The sequence below is a fragment of the Enterobacter sp. BNK-16 genome (genome assembly GCF_048684955.1).
Classification (GTDB): domain Bacteria; phylum Pseudomonadota; class Gammaproteobacteria; order Enterobacterales; family Enterobacteriaceae; genus Enterobacter; species Enterobacter bugandensis.
Map to the genome: position 1 here is coordinate 2876404 of NZ_JBLQTQ010000001.1, position 18497 is coordinate 2894900.

Below are 18497 nucleotides of genomic sequence, written 5' to 3' on the forward strand. Positions count from 1 at the left end.
TAACCGAAAGGTAAAAATGAACGGGAAGACGCGATATTGCAACTGAAATAATTGACTATTGATTTTTATTTTATTTATTTCAGCGATTTTGAAAAGAAACGGCGAGATTAATTCAATGGCTTCGTGCAAGACGTATTTAGCAGAAGAAAAAATCTTAAATAAACATAAAGTAACGTCAGTTAACGTCAATTGTCACTTTCAATAAAACACAATGTATATAACATCAACGATAGCGAGCAGCGCCCACAATAAGATATAGAGCATAAAGTGTTCGCGAATGTTATTGATGAGGAAATCCACTATCCTGCGCATAACGCCCCACAATTGAGTACGAAGAAAACGGGCCCCGATACCGCCGGAGCCCGTGGCCGATTATCCGTTAAAACGCGAGAGTGAGAACGGCGTCAGATCAAACTGCGGCGTGATACCCTGGGCAAACTGCGCGGCGATTTCACCCAACACCGAAGCGAACTTAAAGCCGTGGCCACTCAGCCCGGTAATCAGCAGGGTGTTGTCATGTCCCGGCAGCGTATCAATGATAAAGTCTTCATCCGGCGTGTTGTCATAGGTGCAGGCTGCGCCATAAAGCAGGCCACCGACGCCCGGGAGAATATTGCGCAGGAACGAGAAGGCTTCTGAGCCGTCCTGCGGGCAGGCGCCAAACGGCTTGCGCTCCTCAGGTGAGGAGATGACCTGCCCGCCGTTGTGTTTTCCAATCTTGAGAGCGTCCTTCTCGGAAGGGAAACCGTAGAACTGATCGCCGTTGGGTAACTCGCCGGTAAACGCCGGGAATTTATTTTGCGCGCTGTAACGCCCGTCCGACTGGAACCAGGAGAAGACCTTGCGTACCGGCTGGATCGGCAGGTCCGGGAGCAGGCGGGTAACCCAGGTTCCTGCGCTAATAAGCAGGCGGGAAGCCGAATATTCCCCGTCTACGGTTTTCACCGTAACGCCGTTTGCATCATGCGTGATGGCCTCTACGGGGCAATTGAACAGCTGCGCACAGCCCGCTTTGGAGGCAAGATCGACCCAGGTTTTGATCGCCGTTTCACAGTGCAGCACACCGGAGTTGGCTTCAAAGAGGCCGATATAATCCTCCGGGACGGTAATTTCAGGCCAGCGCGAGGTAATGGCCGCCGCGTCCAGCTTCTCTACGTCAAGATTAAAGGCTTTCGCGCTGCGTTCGACGTTGGCGAGAAAGTCTGAACGGGCCGGACCGAGGTTGATGATCCCCGTGCGTTCGAAAATGCGCTCTTCAGTCTGTTTCGCCAGCTCGTCCCACAGCGTCTGGGCGCGAAGCACCAGCGGAACGTAGCGCTCCCCCTCGCCATAGGCATGGCGAATGAGACGGGTGTCGCCATGATGGCTACCTTCGCTATGCGGCGGCAGGTGGGCGTCAATCATCAGGACGTTTAGCCCTGCCTGCGTTGCGTAATAACCGGCGGCCGATCCAACGGAGCCGCTACCAATAATGATTAAGTCGTATCTCATATGCATCTCGTAAACTTACGGTTTGTTAGCAGAGTAATTAACAACGCGGGCGTAAACAAGCGGGAAATAAATAAGGCACCGCGAGGGTGCCTGTTGAGTGAAAAGTGGGCATAAGGTTAGTGCCGTTTATACTCATTTTCCTGATAGTCGCCAGATTCTATTTTTGCAATGCCTGCCTCTAAAATAGAAATAAACTGACGGGCGACGTCTGTTGTTAGCCACAGCGTCTGTCCAACTTCCGCTTCGTCACGGTTGAGTTGATTTGGGGTCTGGTAGTGCAAACGCAGCATCAGTGCATCGTAGCTATCTACGGTACTGATATCCCAGCCTACAAGCGGATGGGTCTGGATCACTTCGTTATTCTTTTCCATTATAACCCCCTTAATGCGTGTTAGAAGACAACGGCTCTGAGGTTCAATGCATGTTTTTCTGAAAGCTTCTTCAGTATACCAAGTAATAAGGGTTCCAACGGGAAAAATAAACAGGTAGCAACACATTTTTCTGCTTTTTAGGATTGTTCGAACAATAAAACACCATCTCGTTCACGATTTTTTAAGAACACGCTGAATTAATTTGAACTTTCGAAATTACAGGCAAAAAAAAGCCGGGGCGACCCGGCAAAAAACACAATGAGGGAGCAGTGTTAATCGGTAATGAACCAGTCGTCTGCGCTTTCCCACGTTTCCTGCAGGATTTCGCTGATGCGATCTTTATCTTCTTTTGCGGCACCCATGACGGAGAGGTTGTTCGCTGCGGCGTAACGTACCGTTACGGCGCCCGCGTTGTCGGGAAAGGTGTTGTTAATACGACGGGATAATTCGCCTGCCAGAGCGTCAAGCGCGCCGGCAGGCAGAACGGTAGTTTTGGCTATGGTGACTTCAATACGCATAAATGCCCCCTGTGTAATATACTGTTTATTTATACAGGCATATTGTCGGTTTGACAACAAGGGGCGTTGATTTTTTAGCGTTTTACCGTCCAGCTTACGGTTTCACCTGCCAGGAAGGGGATCAGCGTGTCATCCGTCAGCGCGATAGACTCCTCAACCTGGCTCGCTTTGCGCTCCAGCTCAATGAAGGTGTCATTGACCGGCAGGCCGTAGAAGCGCGGGCCGTTGAGGGAGCAGAACGCTTCGAAATGTTCCAGCGCGTTCATCTCTTCAAATACGGTTGCGTAGCTGGCAAGCGCCGTTGGGGCGTTGAAACAGCCCGCGCAGCCGCAGCTTGCCTCTTTGCGATGGCGGGCGTGAGGCGCGGAGTCTGTGCCCAGGAACGCACGAGTGAATCCGCTGGCGACCAGCTCGCGCAGCGCCTGCTGGTGAACGTTGCGCTTGAGGATCGGCAGGCAGTACAGGTGAGGGCGCACTCCGCCCACCAGCATATGGTTACGGTTAAACATCAGATGCTGCGGGGTGATAGTCGCAGCGATCAGTTCGTTACCGTCGCGAACATACTCTGCCGCGTCTTTGGTGGTGATATGCTCAAAGACCACCTTAAGCGCCGGCAGGCGCTGGCGCAGGGGCTCCATCACGGTTTCGATAAAACGGGCTTCACGGTCGAAGATGTCAATCTCCGCATGCGTTACTTCACCGTGTACCAGCAGCGGCATGCCCAGTTTCTGCATGCGCTCCAGCACCGGCATGATGGCATCAATACTGGTGACGCCGTGGCTGGAGTTGGTGGTGGCGTTCGCAGGGTAGAGTTTCGCCGCCGTAAATACGCCTTCGTTAAACCCGCGTTCCACTTCGTTCGGATCCAGTGAATCGGTCAGGTAGCAGGTCATCAATGGAGTGAAATCATGTCCCGCCGGAACGGCATCCAGAATGCGCTGACGGTAGGCAATGGCGGCATCGACGGTGGTGACTGGCGGAACCAGGTTTGGCATGACAATCGCGCGGCCATAAATTTCACTGGTATAGGGCACGACGGTTTTCAGCATATCGCCATCGCGCAGATGGATATGCCAGTCGTCTGGGCGGCGGATTTTAAGAACCTGGGGTTGTGCAGTCATGGAAGCTCCGGCTTGTCAGGAATCAGTCATAAGGATGGCTGTTTTTGCCGGACACAAATCATAAGCGGAAACGTTTTCGTTTGCACACTTTTCCGTAAAAAAAAGGGCGCCGCAGCGCCCTTCAGGTTAATCGGTGAAAGGAATAACGATCTCTCCCGGTTTCACCTCTATCCCTTTTGCGTATTTCTTCGCGAGAGCTTCACCCTTGCTGTTGTCTTCGCTTAAGACGTACGCCGGCTGCTGGTTAAAGTAGTTTCGCAGCGACTGGTTCAGATAGGGCATCAGGGTTTGCAGTACCGGCGCCATTTTGTCCGGCGAAACCTGCGCATCGACCACTTCCATCTCCTGCAGGAATATCGCCCCTTTCTCTTTGTTGAAAACGGGGAGCGCCTTCAGCTTGAGCTTGATGTTGGCTTTCTGATTGCCAAAAAGGGACGTCATATCAAGCGCGGCATCGCCTGCGAGAGTGACTTTATTCGGCTCTTCGCGACCAATCTGGCTGGTGAGATTGGTGAGCACGATGTGGGCATCGGCCAGCCCTGGCACGCCAATGTCTTTAGAGAAATTGTTATGTTTTTCCAGCGCCTGATTAATTTCCTGCTCACTGACGGTATATTGCGTAAGCTGGTTACAGCCCACCAGCAGACCGCTGACAACGAATGCCGCGGCTAAGACAATTTTCTTCATAGTGCTCCTCAACGAAAAATCGGCGCTTCTGTCCTGTTACGCCAGTATGTCAGCGTGAATGGGCAGAAACCAGCAGAAAAAACTGAGAAGTGGGGCGGGAGAGGCTCCCGCCCGAGGGAAAGGCTACGCGCCAGGCTCGAGCATGCCGCTCGCGCTGCGCTTCTGGCTGAACTGCCACCACAGGGCGAGAAGCGTCATGATGCCTACCACGCCGAGCATCATCCAGGGGAGTTCCGGCTGGTTCAGCGCTTTGCCGGCATCGAACAGCCAGCCGCCGCCGGCGTAACCCAGCGCACCGCCAAAGGCCAGACCCAGGCGGCTGAAGCCCATATAGCTGCCGCGCGCACGCGCATCCGCAAGCGAGGCGCTCAGCGTTTCGCGGGCGGGCTCAGCGATGATGGAGCCGATATAGAAGGTGCAGATCAGCGTAAAAAGCTGCTGAAGCGTGTTTACCAGACCGATCGGCATCATGCTCAGCGTCATCAGAAACAGCCCTGCCATCAGGCGATGCTCCAGGCGAAAACGCCGTTCACTCCAGCGGGCAATCGGATAAAGCAGCGTTAATGACAGGCAGGCTTCGATGGCGTACATCCATTTTACGGCAGCAGGCGTGCCCGCAATATCGTTCACCATGATTGGCAGCATCAGCATCACCTGTACGGCGAGCATGTAATAGCCGGTCAGGGTCAACACGTAGGTGACAAAACGCCTGTCGCGCAGGACGCGTCCTAGCCCCTCGCGCACCGGGGCTTTTACCGTCGACAGCTTCCAGGCCGGAAGGTAGAGGCCGTTAAACAGGGCGCACAGAATAAACAGCACCGCCCCGGCCGCGCAAACCAGACGGAAATCGTACTGCAGCAGCCAGCTGCCCAGCAGGGCGCCAACAACCGCCCCGGCGCTGTCCTGCATCATCAGAATGGAGAAGAAGCGGCCGCGGTGCTGAGGACGAATCAGCTTTACCACCAGCGCGGTGCGCGGCGGGTCAAACAGGGTGCCACCGATACCGGAGAGAAAGCAGGAGAACCACAGCAGCCACGGCTCCTGGGCGATCGCCATCGTGGCAAAGCCTGCCGCGCGGAGCAGCATACCGGTCACGATCATCGGTTTAGCGCCAAAGCGGTCAGCGATCGCGCCGCCAAAGACGCCCAGCCCCTGCTGGACAAACTGACGTAGCCCCAGGGCAATCCCAACCATTAATGCCGCCCAGCCCATTTGATCGACAAAGCGGATCGAGATGAGGGGGAACACAACAAAAAAGCCGAGCACGACCAGCATGTTATCGACGAGCAGGAAATATTTACCCAGGCTCCTGGCCTGTGATACGCGGGACATTTTCCCTCCAGGGAAAATAAGAAGGTGAGCACGCTAACATTCTGCGGTGTCGCCGCGTTTTTTCCCACCCCCGGGCGCGACAATATTTTTTTATCAAAACGGTGCTTTGATAGAGAGTTCTCATCGAAAAATGTGAAAAGAGGTCAAAATGGTATGTCACTGTTTTCACAGACGGCACGGGCGCAGGTATAGTAAAGCTAATGGGTAAGCTGAAGTGACGGGAAGGAGTGGTATTGATGTTTGGCTATCGCAGTAATGTGCCAAAAGTGCGTCTGACAACGGACAGGCTGGTCGTTCGTCTTGTGCATGAGCGTGATGCCTGGCGTCTGGCGGATTATTACGCCGAGAATCGCCAGTTTTTAAAACCCTGGGAACCCGTTCGGGATGAGAGCCATTGTTACCCCTCCGGCTGGCAGGCACGCCTCAGCATGATCGCTGAATTTCATAAGCAGGGCAGCGCGTTTTATTTCGCGCTGCTGGATCCAGAAGAGAAAGAGATTATCGGGATCGCCAATTTTTCAAACGTGGTGCGGGGATCGTTTCACGCCTGCTACCTTGGCTATTCCATCGGTCAGAAATGGCAGGGGCAGGGGCTGATGTACGAGGCGTTAACGGTAGCCATCCGCTATATGCAACGCACGCAGCATATCCATCGCATTATGGCGAACTACATGCCGCATAATCAGCGCAGTGGGAATTTGCTGGCGCGTTTAGGGTTTGAGAAAGAGGGTTATGCCAAAGACTATCTGCTGATAGACGGAGAGTGGCGCGACCACGTTCTGACGGCATTAACCACCCGTGACTGGACCGCAGGTCGTTAAGGAGAAAAGATGAAGTATCAGCTAAACGGTACGGAAGCGCGCGTGATTGGGTGCTTACTCGAAAAACAGGTCACCACGCCGGAGCAGTATCCGCTCTCTGTTAACGCCGTGACCATGGCCTGCAACCAGAAGACCAACCGCGAGCCGGTGATGAATCTCAGCGAGCATGAGGTTCAGGACGTGCTGGATGCGCTGGTGAAGCGCCACTATCTGCGCACCGTCAGCGGCTTCGGCAACCGCGTGACCAAATACGAGCAGCGCTTCTGTAACTCCGAATTTGGCGATCTGAAACTGAGCAGCGCGGAAGTGGCGGTTATTACCACGCTGATGCTGCGCGGGGCGCAAACGCCGGGGGAACTGCGAACGCGCGCTTCCCGAATGCATGAGTTCAGCGACATGCAGGAAGTCGAGCAGACCCTGGAAGGGCTGGCCGCGCGTGAGGATGGCCCTTACGTGGTGCGCCTGGCGCGCGAGCCGGGTAAACGTGAGAGCCGCTACATGCATCTCTTCAGCGGCGACGTTGACGCCGCAAGCGCGGCGACGGAATCGAGCCCTGCAACCCGTGACGACCTTGCCGCGCGCGTAGAGGCGCTGGAAGACGAGGTGGCCGGGCTGAAACAGCGTCTGGATGCACTGCTGGCACATTTGGGAGACTAACGGTGAAAAAATTACGCATTGGCGTGGTGGGGCTGGGCGGTATTGCGCAGAAAGCCTGGCTGCCCGTATTGGGCGCTGCGTCTGACTGGACGCTGCAAGGGGCATGGTCACCCACCCGAGAAAAGGCAGAACGTATCTGTGAAACCTGGCGTATCCCGTATGCGGCATCGCTCCAGGATCTGGCCCGCGAGTGCGATGCGGTCTTTGTGCATACCTCAACGGCAACCCACTATCAGGTGGTGAGCGAGTTGCTCAATGCGGGGGTTCACGTCTGCGTGGATAAACCGCTGGCGGAAAATGTTCAGGACGCCGAACGGCTGATTGAGCTGGCGGCACGTAAAAAACTGACGCTGATGGTCGGTTTCAACCGCCGCTTCGCGCCGCTTTACCAGCAGCTGAAGGCGCAGTCCGGCAATATGGCCTCGCTGCGCATGGATAAGCACCGCACCGACAGCGTGGGACCAAACGATCTGCGCTTTACCCTTCTCGATGACTACCTCCACGTGGTGGACACCGCGCTGTGGCTGACTAACGGCGAAGCGCTGCTGAAAAGCGGCACTCTAGTCACCAACGAACAGGGGCAGATGGTGTATGCGGAACACCATTTTGCCGTTGAGCATCTTCAGGTCACCACCAGCATGCACCGCCGCGCGGGCAGCCAGCGGGAATCCGTGCAGGCGGTAACCGACGGCGCGCTGTACGACGTTACAGACATGCGTGAATGGCGGGAAGAGAAGGGCAGCGGCGTGGTGATGCAGCCGGTCCCCGGCTGGCAAAGCACTCTGGAGCAACGAGGTTTCGCAGGATGTGCCCGCCACTTTATCACCTGCGTGCAAAATCAGACGGTTCCTGAAACGTCCGGCGAGCAGGCCATTCTGGCTCAGCGCATTGTGGAACGGCTCTGGCGCGAGGCCATGAGTGAATAACTCGCTGTAACATCTGCGGATAGTAATTCGTTGAAATCCGGTTAGACTAAGCACCGCTTGTTGGCTTTGCCGGGTGGCGCTTGTGCGTTCCCGGTCTATAAATCCGTATGGTTCTGGAAATTCACGTTAATGAACTTATTAAAATCGCTGGCGGCCGTCAGCTCGATGACCATGTTCTCTCGCGTTCTCGGTTTTGCGCGCGATGCCATTGTGGCAAGGGTCTTTGGTGCAGGGATGGCAACGGACGCCTTTTTCGTGGCGTTCAAACTGCCGAACCTGCTGCGTCGCATTTTTGCTGAAGGGGCGTTCTCCCAGGCGTTTGTGCCCATTCTGGCGGAATATAAAAGCAAGCAGGGTGAAGACGCGACGCGCGTGTTTGTCTCTTATGTCTCCGGGTTGCTGACGCTGGCGCTGGCCGTGGTGACGGTAGTCGGTATGCTGGCCGCGCCCTGGGTCATTATGGTGACCGCGCCCGGCTTTGCCGACACGGCGGATAAATTTGCCCTGACCTCGCAGCTTCTGCGCATTACCTTCCCCTATATTCTGCTGATCTCGCTGGCCTCGCTGGTGGGGGCGATCCTGAACACCTGGAACCGCTTCTCCGTTCCGGCGTTTGCGCCGACGTTTCTCAACGTCAGCATGATCGGTTTTGCGCTGTTCGCCGCGCCGCACTTCACCCCGCCGGTGCTGGCCCTGGCCTGGGCGGTCACCGTGGGCGGCGTGCTGCAGCTGGCGTACCAGCTGCCGCATCTGAAAAAAATCGGCATGCTGGTGCTGCCGCGCATCAACCTCAAAGATGCCGGGGCGATGCGCGTTATCAAGCAGATGGGGCCCGCCATTCTTGGCGTCTCCGTCAGCCAGATCTCGCTGATTATCAACACCATTTTTGCCTCTTTCCTGGTGTCGGGTTCCGTCTCGTGGATGTACTACGCTGACCGCCTGATGGAGTTCCCGTCCGGCGTGCTGGGCGTGGCCCTGGGGACCATCCTGCTGCCGTCGCTGTCGAAAAGCTTTGCCAGCGGCAACCATGACGAATACTGCCGCCTGATGGACTGGGGCCTGCGTCTCTGCTTCCTGCTGGCCCTGCCAAGCGCGGTAGCGCTGGGGATCCTCGCCAAGCCGCTGACGGTATCGCTTTTCCAGTACGGGAAATTCACCGCGTTTGACGCCGCGATGACCCAGCGCGCGCTGGTCGCTTACTCGGTGGGATTGATGGGGCTGATTGTCGTCAAAGTGCTGGCACCAGGGTTCTATTCACGTCAGGACATTAAAACGCCGGTGAAAATTGCCATTGTGACGCTGATTATGACGCAACTGATGAACCTGGCATTTATCGGCCCGCTGAAGCATGCCGGCCTGTCGCTGTCTATTGGTCTGGCGGCCTGTCTGAATGCCGGGCTGCTTTACTGGCAGCTGCGCAAGCAGGATATCTTTACGCCGCAGCCGGGGTGGGCAAGTTTCCTCGTGCGTTTGGTAGTGGCGGTGCTGGTGATGTCTGCGGCACTCATCGGGATGATGTACGTCATGCCGGAGTGGTCTCTGGGCACGATGCCTTATCGTCTGATGCGGCTGATGGCCGTGGTGGGCGTTGGGGTGGTAGCGTATTTTGCCACGCTCGCCGTGCTGGGCTTCAAAGTGAAAGAGTTTACCCGCCGGACGGCATAAACGCCAAAAGGGGAGTTCACCTCAGGGTGCTCCCCACTGCAAGATTTGTCGCTTACGCGTCAAATCGAAATCTTTTTTACACCCGCAATACGTGCCGTCGCCGTCTGACCATCCGCGCCGTACAGTCCGGTTTCTTTATGCGGCTTCAGCACCTCAAGCGCCTGCTGATTACGCTCTATCTGGCCTTCAAGCAGCCAGCCGTTATGCTGGTTGAGATCGCGCAGATGCTGGGTTTTTTCGGTAATGGTCTGCCAGCGCTCGGCAATATCGTCATTGGCGCTGCGCTTCGAGTCCTGCTCGGCGCGGCGCTGCTGCTCCAGATAATCCAGCGTGGCCAGCAGCGAACTCTTATCTTCAGTAATACGCTGCAGCGCGCTGCCGTTAATGTGACCGGAAGAGAGATGCTGTTGTTCAGCATCCATTACCGTTTTCAGGTCGTTCAGGACAACCGTCATTTGATCCAGTATTTCTGACAGTCGACTCATACGGTTAGTTACTCTGTAAGAAACTCTGTGCTTCCTGAATCAGGGCATCAGCGATTTTGCTGGTGTCCATTTTCAGCTCACCGTTGCGAATAGCCGTTTTCAGCGCTTCAACACGTTCCATATTGATATCGTTGCTGCCTGGCTGCATCAGTTTTGCCTGGGCATCGCTCAGGGTCACGCTGGTGCTGTTAGACGTTGACGGTTTTTCCAGACGCGTTTTCTGAGGGGTAGCGTCGTTCGTTTCGCGAGGCTGTACAGCGCTTACCGGCTTCAGGGCTGATGTACGATCAATGCTCATAGTGTTGTCCTCATCGAGGGTTCGCGGCGTTTGCGCCTGACATCATCATTAGTGGAATATTTATCGGCACGCGCCGCGAAATCTTTAAAAAGATTATAGGTTAATCAGAATATTCCCATCAGAATCGACGGTTCCGCTCACCACCTGGCCTGAGGACATTCTGACGCGGGCGTTTTGCGCTACCGCGGCATTGTTCAACGCTTTCCCTTCACTGTTGATGCTAAAGCCGTCTCCGTTGGCAACGACCATCACCTGCTGTCCCGCTTTGACACGCCACGCCTGGCGCAGCATGGAGAGCTGAATAGGCTGGCCCGGCGCGACATCGCGCAGGCTGACGGCGTCCTGTGCCTGGTTAGTGTCCAGCATTGTCCGCGGCGGGAGCTGATCCAGACGCCCGCGCTTTAACGTCACGCTGTTTGCCTGCAGCGCGCTGCCACGCACAATGGGGACGGCGGCGACAACATAATTGCCCGTCGCCTGAACTGCAACCTGTAAATAGCGTTTTTCGTTGGCGCAGCGTGCCAGAACGTTCACATTGCCCCACAGCTTCGTGGTTCCCGTCACGCTGAATGACGGTTGTTCGCAGGTCGGATACAGATTCGGCGGCGTGCGGATGGTCACGTTAACGTCATCGCTAAAGCCCGCCAGCTTCTGGGCAAAAAAATTCGTCAGCGCATCCTGTAAATCCCCGGCATTCACCAGAGGGCTAAACAGCAAGAAGGTTGCCATCAGGCCACGTTTTAACGTTTGCATCGCAAGCTCCACCGTTTCCAGAGTTGGATGAATTCTACCTGCAGTGGTTTTGCATCAACGGAATAAATAGCGACGCATTTTGTGCTTATTCCGTCGATAGGGGAGACCGGGTGAGATTTAAGCTGTGAACTGAAATTTTGCCATCAGCGGAGGAGACATGCTCGATAAACTCGACGCCGCGTTACGTTTTCAGCAGGAAGCGCTCAATTTACGCGCCCAGCGGCAGGAGATTTTAGCCGCCAACATCGCTAACGCCGATACGCCCGGGTATCAGGCGCGCGATATTGATTTTTCCAGTGAGCTCAAAAAGGTGATGGAGCGTGGACGTGCCGAAGGAACGGGTGTTGCACTCGCCATGACATCCTCTCGCCATATTCCCGCTCAGGCGATGACCGCGCCAGCGACCGATTTACTTTATCGCATCCCTGACCAGCCTTCACTCGACGGTAACACCGTGGATATGGACCGGGAGCGTACGCAGTTTGCCGATAACAGCCTGAAATACCAGACGGGCCTGACCGTACTCGGCGGACAAATCAAAGGCATGATGAACGTCCTGCAGGGGGGCAACTGATAAATGGCCTTGCTGAATATTTTTGATATCGCCGGCTCGGCGTTAACCGCCCAGTCCAAACGTCTGAACGTGGCCGCCAGTAACCTGGCGAACGCCGACAGCGTGACCGGACCTGACGGACAGCCTTATCGTGCCAAACAGGTTGTGTTTCAGGTCGACGCTGCGCCAGGCGCGGCAACGGGCGGCGTGAAGGTGTCTGACGTGGTTGAGAGCCAGGCGCCGGACAAGCTGGTGTATGAGCCAGGTAACCCGCTCGCGGACGCTAACGGATACGTGAAGATGCCAAACGTGGATGTGGTAGGCGAGATGGTGAACTCCATGTCGGCGTCCCGTAGCTACCAGGCGAACGTCGAAGTGCTTAATACCGTGAAGAGCATGATGCTCAAAACACTCACTCTCGGCCAGTAAAGGAGACATGCATGTCCATCGCCGTAAATGTGAATGATCCGACGAACACGGGTGTTAACAACACCAAAAGTTCGACAAGCTCCAGCTCCCTGACGGGAAGCAATGCCTCCGATTTGCAGAGCAGTTTTCTGACGCTGCTGGTGGCGCAGCTTAAGAACCAGGATCCGACTAACCCAATGCAGAACAACGAACTGACCACGCAGCTTGCGCAGATCAGTACCGTGAGCGGCATTGAGAAACTGAACACCACCCTCGGTTCCGTCTCCGGTCAGATTAACAGCGCTCAGTCCCTGCAGGCGGCAAGCCTGATTGGTCACGGCGTGATGATCCCGGGGACCACGATCCTGGCGGGCACCAGCACCACCGACGGTACATCGACCACCACCACTACGCCGTTCGGCGTTGAATTGCAGCAGGCGGCTGACAAAGTGACGGCGACGATCACCGATTCAACCGGCGCCGTGGTTCGCACCATCGACATCGGCGAGCTGAAAGCGGGCGTTCACACCTTTACCTGGGACGGCAGCCTGACCGACGGCACGAAAGCACCAAATGGCTCCTACAAAGTCGCGATTAGCGCCAGCAACGGGACGACCCAGCTGGTGGCGCAGCCGCTGCAGTTCGCGCTGGTTCAGGGCGTGATTAAAGGGGGCGACGGCAACAAACTGGATTTGGGTACTTCAGGTACCACCACACTCGACGAAGTTCGGCAGATTATCTAAGCCTTAACACTTATCAGGAGTAAGTCATGGCCTTTTCTCAAGCGGTCAGCGGCCTGAATGCTGCGGCCACCAACCTGGACGTCATTGGCAACAACATCGCCAACTCCGCGACCTATGGTTTCAAATCCGGTTCTGCGTCTTTTGCAGATATGTTTGCCGGTTCCAAAGTGGGTCTGGGCGTAAAAGTTGCGGGCATCACTCAGGACTTTACCGACGGTACCACCACCAACACCGGTCGTGGCCTGGACGTTGCCATCAGCCAGAACGGTTTCTTCCGTATGGTCGATGCAAACGGCTCGGTGTTCTACAGCCGTAACGGCCAGTTCAAGCTGGACGAAAACCGTAACCTGGTGAACATGCAGGGGATGCAATTAACGGGGTATCCGGTTGCCGGAACGCCATCAACGGTTCAGACCGGTGCGAATCCGCAGGCGATTAATATCCCGACCACGCTGATGGCCGCGAAGTCCACCACCACGGCTTCCCAGCAGATTAACCTCAACTCCACCGATGCCGCACCAACCGCCGCCTTTGATCCGGCCAACCCGGATACCTACAACAAAAAAGGTACGGTAACCGTCTTTGATAGCCAGGGTAATGCGCACAACATGAACCTGTTTTACGTCAAAGATGCGACCCCGGCGAACTCCTGGAAAGTGTATGCCCAGGACGGCAGCGTGGCAGGCAGCGCGGCGGCAGTGGCCACGACCTTGACCTTCGATAATAACGGTACGTTGATCGGGGGTGGAAACATCAACATCACTACCGCGACTATCCCAGGTGCGGACCCGGCGACCTTCGCGATGAGTTTTGCTAACTCCATGCAGCAGAACACCGGTGCAAACAATATCGTGGCGACCAATCAGAACGGCTTCAAGCCGGGCGACCTGGTGAGCTATCAGATTAACGATGACGGCACCGTCGTCGGGAACTACTCCAACGAGCAGACTCAGGTGCTGGGCCAGATCGTGCTGGCAAACTTCGCCAACAACGAAGGTCTGAAGTCCGAAGGGGATAACGTCTGGTCTGCCACGCAGTCTTCCGGTGTTGCCCTGCTGGGCACCGCGGGCTCCGGTAACTTCGGCACGCTGACCAACGGCGCGCTGGAAGCCTCTAACGTGGACCTGAGTAAAGAACTGGTGAACATGATTGTCGCGCAGCGTAACTATCAGTCGAATGCGCAGACCATCAAGACCCAGGATCAGATCCTCAACACGCTGGTTAACCTGCGTTAAGCGGCTAACAGGAAAGCGCAATGGATCACGCAATATATACCGCGATGGGCGCGGCAAGTCAGACGCTCAGCCAGCAGGCCGTTACCGCCAGCAACCTGGCAAACGCCTCTACGCCGGGCTTTCGCGCGCAGCTGAATGCGCTGCGCGCGGTGCCGGTGGAAGGGCTCTCCCTGCCGACCCGTACGCTGGTGGCGGCATCCACCCCGGGCGCAGACATGACGCCAGGGCAGATGGATTACACCTCACGCCCGCTGGACGTTGCTCTGCAGCAGGACGGCTGGCTGGCGGTGCAAACGGCGGACGGTGGCGAAGGCTATACCCGTAACGGGAATATCCAGGTCAGCGCGACCGGCCAGCTGACGATTCAGGGGCATCCGGTGATGGGTGAAGCGGGCCCGCTGACCGTGCCGGAAGGCTCTGAGCTGACCATCGCCGCGGACGGCACCATCTCGGCGCTGAACCCGGGCGATCCGGCCAACACCGTTGCCCCCGTTGGGCGTCTGAAGCTGGTCAAAGCGGAAGGCAAAGAGGTGCAGCGCGGCGACGACGGCATGTTCCGTCTGACCCAGGCAGCTCAGGCTACCCGTGGTGCCACATTACAGGCCGATCCGAGCATCCGCGTGATGTCCGGCGTTCTGGAAGGCAGCAACGTTAAGCCGGTAGCCGCTATGAGCGACATGATCGCCAGCGCCCGTCGTTTTGAAATGCAGATGAAAATTATCAGCAGCGTGGACGAAAACGCGGGCAAGGCTAACCAACTTCTGTCGATGAGTTAACAGGACTCTTTATGATCAGTTCTTTATGGATCGCGAAAACTGGCCTGGACGCGCAGCAAACCAACATGGATGTGATTGCCAACAACCTGGCAAACGTGAGCACCAATGGTTTCAAGCGTCAGCGCGCCGTTTTCGAAGATTTGCTTTATCAAACCATCCGCCAGCCGGGCGCGCAGTCTTCTGAACAGACGACGCTGCCGTCAGGCCTGCAGATCGGTACCGGCGTTCGCCCGGTGGCGACCGAGCGTCTGCACAGCCAGGGCAACCTGTCTCAGACCAACAACAGCAAAGACGTGGCGATCAAAGGCCAGGGCTTCTTCCAGGTGCAGCTGCCTGACGGGACCTCTGCCTACACCCGTGACGGTTCCTTCCAGGTCGATCAGAACGGTCAGCTGGTGACGGCGGGCGGTTTCCAGGTTCAGCCTGCGATCACCATTCCGGCGAACGCCCTGAGCATTACCATCGGCCGCGACGGCATCGTGAGCGTGACCCAGCAGGGGCAGGCCGCGCCGGTCCAGGTCGGACAGCTCAACCTGACCACCTTCATGAACGATACCGGTCTGGAAAGCATTGGTGAGAACCTCTACACCGAAACGCAATCCTCCGGTACGCCAAATGAAAGTACGCCAGGCCTCAACGGTGCCGGTCTGCTGTATCAGGGGTATGTCGAAACCTCCAACGTGAACGTGGCGGAAGAGCTGGTGAATATGATCCAGGTCCAGCGCGCGTATGAAATTAACAGTAAAGCAGTCTCGACGACCGATCAGATGCTGCAGAAACTGACGCAACTCTAAGGTGTAGCCCGGTGCGGTAAACCCCGCACCGGCTCCCTGTTTTCGAAGATGAAGGCAATGCAAAAAAACGCGGCGTTTCGTTATCCGATACTGACTGTTCTGGCCGTCACCCTCAGCGGGTGCGCTTTGATCCCGTCTAAACCATTGGTCCAGGGTGCGACGACTGCCCAACCCGTTCCTGGCCCTGCGCCAGTTGTAAACGGCTCCATTTTCCAGACCGCGCAGCCGATTAACTACGGCTATCAGCCGCTGTTTGAAGATCGCCGCCCGCGTAATGTCGGCGATACATTGACCATTGTGCTGCAGGAAAACGTCAGCGCGAGCAAGAGCTCGTCGGCGAACGCCAGCCGCGATGGCAAAACCAATTTTGGCTTTGACACCGTTCCACGCTATCTGCAGGGCCTGTTCGGCAATGCCCGTGCGGATGTTGAGGCCTCCGGCGGCAACACCTTTAACGGTAAAGGTGGCGCGAACGCCAGCAACACCTTCAGCGGTACGCTGACGGTCACGGTTGACCAGGTGCTGGTTAACGGCAATTTACACGTCGTGGGTGAAAAACAGATCGCCATTAACCAGGGCACTGAATTCATTCGCTTCTCGGGCGTGGTGAATCCACGCACCATCAGCGGCACCAACACCGTTCCGTCCACCCAGGTGGCGGATGCGCGCATTGAGTACGTCGGTAACGGCTACATTAATGAAGCGCAGAATATGGGTTGGCTGCAGCGCTTCTTCCTTAATTTATCGCCGATGTAAGCGAGGTGACCCATGTTTAAATCGATCTTCGCCGCGGCGCTGGTTCTTGTCGCAACGTTTGCCCAGGCCGATCGCATTCGCGATCTCACCAGCGTTCAGGGCGTCCGCGGGAACTCGCTGATTGGCTATGGCCTGGTGGTGGGGCTGGACGGTACCGGTGACCAGACCACCCAGACGCCGTTTACCACCCAAAGCTTAAACAACATGCTTTCCCAGCTCGGCATTACCGTGCCGGCGGGAACCAACATGCAGCTGAAAAACGTGGCCGCGGTAATGGTCACTGCCTCATACCCGGCGTTTGCGCGCCAGGGGCAGACCATTGACGTGGTGGTCTCCTCAATGGGTAACGCCAAAAGCCTGCGCGGCGGTACGCTGCTGATGACCCCGCTGAAAGGCGTCGACAGCCAGGTCTACGCGCTGGCGCAGGGGAACATCCTGGTTGGCGGGGCTGGCGCATCCGCTGGCGGAAGCAGCGTACAGGTGAACCAGCTGAACGGCGGGCGCATCACCAACGGTGCGATCATCGAGCGTGAACTGCCGACCCAGTTTGGCGCGGGCAACACCATCAACCTGCAGCTGAATAATGAAGACTTCACGATGGCGCAGCAGATTACCGACACCATCAACCGCAGCTATGGCAATGCCACGGCACTGGATGCGCGTACCGTGCAGATCCGCACCTCCACCGGCAGCAGCAACCAGGTGCGCATGCTGGCGGATATCCAGAATCTGGAAGTGAACGTGCCGGTGCAGGATGCCAAAGTGATCATCAACTCCCGTACGGGCTCCGTGGTGATGAACCGGGAAGTGTCGCTGGATAGTTGTGCCGTGGCGCAGGGTAACCTGTCGGTGACGGTTAACCGTTCCGCCAACGTCAGCCAGCCGGATACACCATTTGGTGGCGGCCAGACGGTAGTGACGCCGCAAACGCAGATTGATTTACGCCAGAGCGGCGGTTCCCTGCAGAGCGTGCGCTCCAGCGCCAACCTGAACAGCGTGGTACGTGCCCTGAACGCCCTGGGCGCGACGCCGATGGATCTGATGTCCATTCTGCAATCGATGCAAAGCGCGGGCTGCCTGCGCGCCAAACTGGAAATCATCTGATGCTGACCGATAGCAAACTGTTGACCAGTGCCGCCTGGGACGCCCAGTCGCTCAACGAACTGAAAGCCAAAGCAGGTAAAGACCCGGCGGCGAATATCCGCCCGGTCGCCCGCCAGGTGGAAGGGATGTTTGTACAGATGATGCTGAAAAGCATGCGTGAAACCCTGCCGAAAGACGGGATGTTCAGCAGCGATTCAACGCGTCTCTACACCAGCATGTATGACCAGCAGATTGCGCAGCAGATGACCGCCGGTAAAGGCCTCGGTCTGGCTGACATGATTGTCAAACAGACCGCTGCCGCACAGGGTGTTCAGCCAGAAGAGCAGCCGCCGCAGGTGCCGATGAAGTTCGACCTCGAAACGGTGACCAGTTATCAGAACCAGGCGCTGACGCAGATGGTGCGTAAAGCGATACCGAAGGCAACGGGCAGCGGCGACGAGGCGCTCTCCGGTGACAGCAAAGACTTCCTGGCGCAGCTTTCTCTGCCGGCACGGCTTGCCAGTGAACAGAGCGGCGTGCCTCATCACCTGATTCTGGCCCAGGCCGCGCTGGAGTCGGGTTGGGGCCAGCGCCAGATCCGCAAGGAAAACGGCGACCCGAGCTTCAACATCTTCGGCGTGAAGGCCACCTCCAGCTGGAAGGGGCCGACCACCGAGATCACGACTACGGAATACGAGAACGGCGCGGCGGTGAAGGTGAAAGCCAAATTCCGCGTTTACAGCTCGTATCTGGAAGCCTTATCCGATTATGTAGGCCTGCTGAGCCGAAATCCGCGTTATACCGCCGTTACGCAGGCGGCAACGGCGGAGCAGGGCGCTCAGGCCCTGCAAAACGCGGGCTACGCGACCGACCCGAACTACGCGCGCAAGCTTACCAGCATGATCCAGCAGCTGAAATCCATGGGCGAGAAGGTCAGCAAAGCCTATAGCACAGATATCGAAAATCTGTTCTGAAAGTTCTCAAGTCCCGGTGGAGGTTGCCGATAACCTTCATCAGGACTCGT

General features: G+C 56.8%; 23 protein-coding genes. 13 read left to right on the forward strand and 10 right to left on the reverse strand.

Translation table 11 applies throughout. The features are described from left to right. Positions 1-198: 198 nt before the first annotated feature. The 7 genes from ACMGGH_RS13745 to mdtH form a co-directional block, all read right to left on the reverse strand. Positions 199-312 (reverse strand): YceO family protein, encoded by a 114-nt coding sequence (locus tag ACMGGH_RS13745; RefSeq protein WP_032644857.1) that lies wholly within the window; start codon positions 310-312, stop codon positions 199-201. A gap of 60 nt (positions 313-372) precedes the next feature. Then, positions 373-1491, reverse strand: a complete 1119-nt coding sequence (gene solA / locus ACMGGH_RS13750) for an N-methyl-L-tryptophan oxidase (protein WP_232948079.1) — start codon at positions 1489-1491, stop codon at positions 373-375. Positions 1492-1607: 116 nt separating this feature from the next. Then, positions 1608-1862 (reverse strand): biofilm formation regulator BssS, encoded by a 255-nt coding sequence (gene bssS / locus ACMGGH_RS13755; RefSeq protein WP_023299782.1) that lies wholly within the window; start codon positions 1860-1862, stop codon positions 1608-1610. Positions 1863-2134: 272 nt separating this feature from the next. Further along, the gene (gene dinI / locus ACMGGH_RS13760) at positions 2135-2380 is read right to left on the reverse strand and encodes a DNA damage-inducible protein I (protein WP_028012694.1); all 246 of its coding nucleotides are present in this window, start codon (positions 2378-2380) and stop codon (positions 2135-2137) included. A gap of 74 nt (positions 2381-2454) precedes the next feature. After that, positions 2455-3501, reverse strand: a complete 1047-nt coding sequence (pyrC, locus tag ACMGGH_RS13765) for a dihydroorotase (RefSeq protein WP_028012695.1) — start codon at positions 3499-3501, stop codon at positions 2455-2457. Between the two features lie 126 nt (positions 3502-3627). Beyond that, complete coding sequence (locus tag ACMGGH_RS13770; protein ID WP_028012696.1) at positions 3628-4188, reverse strand: lipoprotein; 561 nt, start codon at positions 4186-4188, stop codon at positions 3628-3630. 123 nt (positions 4189-4311) lie between these two features. Continuing rightward, positions 4312-5520 carry a multidrug efflux MFS transporter MdtH gene (gene mdtH, locus ACMGGH_RS13775; protein ID WP_232948080.1) on the reverse strand — a complete coding sequence of 403 codons (1209 nt, stop codon included), beginning with the start codon at positions 5518-5520 and terminating at the stop codon, positions 4312-4314. Between the two features lie 236 nt (positions 5521-5756). On the opposite strand from mdtH, the gene rimJ reads away from it, so the two are divergent. From rimJ to murJ, 4 genes are all read left to right on the forward strand, one after another. After that, the gene (gene rimJ, locus ACMGGH_RS13780; protein WP_013097146.1) at positions 5757-6341 is read left to right on the forward strand and encodes a ribosomal protein S5-alanine N-acetyltransferase; all 585 of its coding nucleotides are present in this window, start codon (positions 5757-5759) and stop codon (positions 6339-6341) included. Positions 6342-6350: 9 nt separating this feature from the next. Further along, entirely contained in the window at positions 6351-6998 is a 648-nt protein-coding gene (locus tag ACMGGH_RS13785) for a YceH family protein (protein WP_420299126.1), read from the forward strand. Positions 6999-7000: 2 nt separating this feature from the next. Then, positions 7001-7924: a Gfo/Idh/MocA family protein gene (locus ACMGGH_RS13790; protein WP_047364274.1), complete on the forward strand. Its 924-nt coding sequence runs from the start codon at positions 7001-7003 to the stop codon at positions 7922-7924. Positions 7925-8053: 129 nt separating this feature from the next. Next, positions 8054-9589, forward strand: a complete 1536-nt coding sequence (gene murJ, locus ACMGGH_RS13795; RefSeq protein WP_232948082.1) for a murein biosynthesis integral membrane protein MurJ — start codon at positions 8054-8056, stop codon at positions 9587-9589. Between the two features lie 59 nt (positions 9590-9648). On the opposite strand, the gene flgN is transcribed toward murJ, so the two are convergent. The 3 genes from flgN to flgA all read right to left on the reverse strand — a co-directional run bounded on the left by flgN (position 9649) and on the right by flgA (position 11125). Further along, on the reverse strand, positions 9649-10074 hold the full coding sequence (gene flgN / locus ACMGGH_RS13800; RefSeq protein ID WP_028012701.1) for a flagella biosynthesis chaperone FlgN: 426 nt from the start codon (positions 10072-10074) through the stop codon (positions 9649-9651). A gap of 4 nt (positions 10075-10078) precedes the next feature. Continuing rightward, entirely contained in the window at positions 10079-10372 is a 294-nt protein-coding gene (flgM, locus tag ACMGGH_RS13805) for a flagellar biosynthesis anti-sigma factor FlgM (protein WP_014883360.1), read from the reverse strand. 93 nt (positions 10373-10465) lie between these two features. Beyond that, complete coding sequence (flgA, locus tag ACMGGH_RS13810; RefSeq protein ID WP_232948083.1) at positions 10466-11125, reverse strand: flagellar basal body P-ring formation chaperone FlgA; 660 nt, start codon at positions 11123-11125, stop codon at positions 10466-10468. Between the two features lie 157 nt (positions 11126-11282). Between flgA and flgB the strand changes: the two genes are divergently transcribed. Genes flgB through flgJ form a run of 9 tightly spaced genes read left to right on the forward strand, consistent with a single transcriptional unit; the run spans position 11283 to position 18447 of the window. After that, positions 11283-11699, forward strand: a complete 417-nt coding sequence (flgB, locus tag ACMGGH_RS13815; RefSeq protein WP_008500815.1) for a flagellar basal body rod protein FlgB — start codon at positions 11283-11285, stop codon at positions 11697-11699. 3 nt (positions 11700-11702) lie between these two features. Further along, positions 11703-12107: a flagellar basal body rod protein FlgC gene (gene flgC, locus ACMGGH_RS13820; RefSeq protein WP_013097138.1), complete on the forward strand. Its 405-nt coding sequence runs from the start codon at positions 11703-11705 to the stop codon at positions 12105-12107. 11 nt (positions 12108-12118) lie between these two features. Then, positions 12119-12829 (forward strand): flagellar hook assembly protein FlgD, encoded by a 711-nt coding sequence (gene flgD, locus ACMGGH_RS13825; RefSeq protein ID WP_041910524.1) that lies wholly within the window; start codon positions 12119-12121, stop codon positions 12827-12829. A 26-nt stretch (positions 12830-12855) separates the two neighbouring features. After that, the gene (gene flgE / locus ACMGGH_RS13830) at positions 12856-14064 is read left to right on the forward strand and encodes a flagellar hook protein FlgE (protein WP_041910523.1); all 1209 of its coding nucleotides are present in this window, start codon (positions 12856-12858) and stop codon (positions 14062-14064) included. Positions 14065-14084: 20 nt separating this feature from the next. Next, complete coding sequence (locus tag ACMGGH_RS13835; protein ID WP_028012705.1) at positions 14085-14840, forward strand: flagellar basal body rod protein FlgF; 756 nt, start codon at positions 14085-14087, stop codon at positions 14838-14840. Positions 14841-14851: 11 nt separating this feature from the next. Beyond that, positions 14852-15634 (forward strand): flagellar basal-body rod protein FlgG, encoded by a 783-nt coding sequence (gene flgG, locus ACMGGH_RS13840; RefSeq protein ID WP_000625853.1) that lies wholly within the window; start codon positions 14852-14854, stop codon positions 15632-15634. Between the two features lie 57 nt (positions 15635-15691). Then, positions 15692-16390, forward strand: a complete 699-nt coding sequence (flgH, locus tag ACMGGH_RS13845; RefSeq protein WP_023311139.1) for a flagellar basal body L-ring protein FlgH — start codon at positions 15692-15694, stop codon at positions 16388-16390. Between the two features lie 12 nt (positions 16391-16402). Next, the gene (locus ACMGGH_RS13850; protein ID WP_232948084.1) at positions 16403-17494 is read left to right on the forward strand and encodes a flagellar basal body P-ring protein FlgI; all 1092 of its coding nucleotides are present in this window, start codon (positions 16403-16405) and stop codon (positions 17492-17494) included. Beyond that, positions 17494-18447: a flagellar assembly peptidoglycan hydrolase FlgJ gene (gene flgJ, locus ACMGGH_RS13855; protein ID WP_041910522.1), complete on the forward strand. Its 954-nt coding sequence runs from the start codon at positions 17494-17496 to the stop codon at positions 18445-18447. The genes ACMGGH_RS13850 and flgJ overlap by 1 nt, the downstream gene beginning before the upstream one ends. Positions 18448-18497 lie beyond the last annotated feature (50 nt).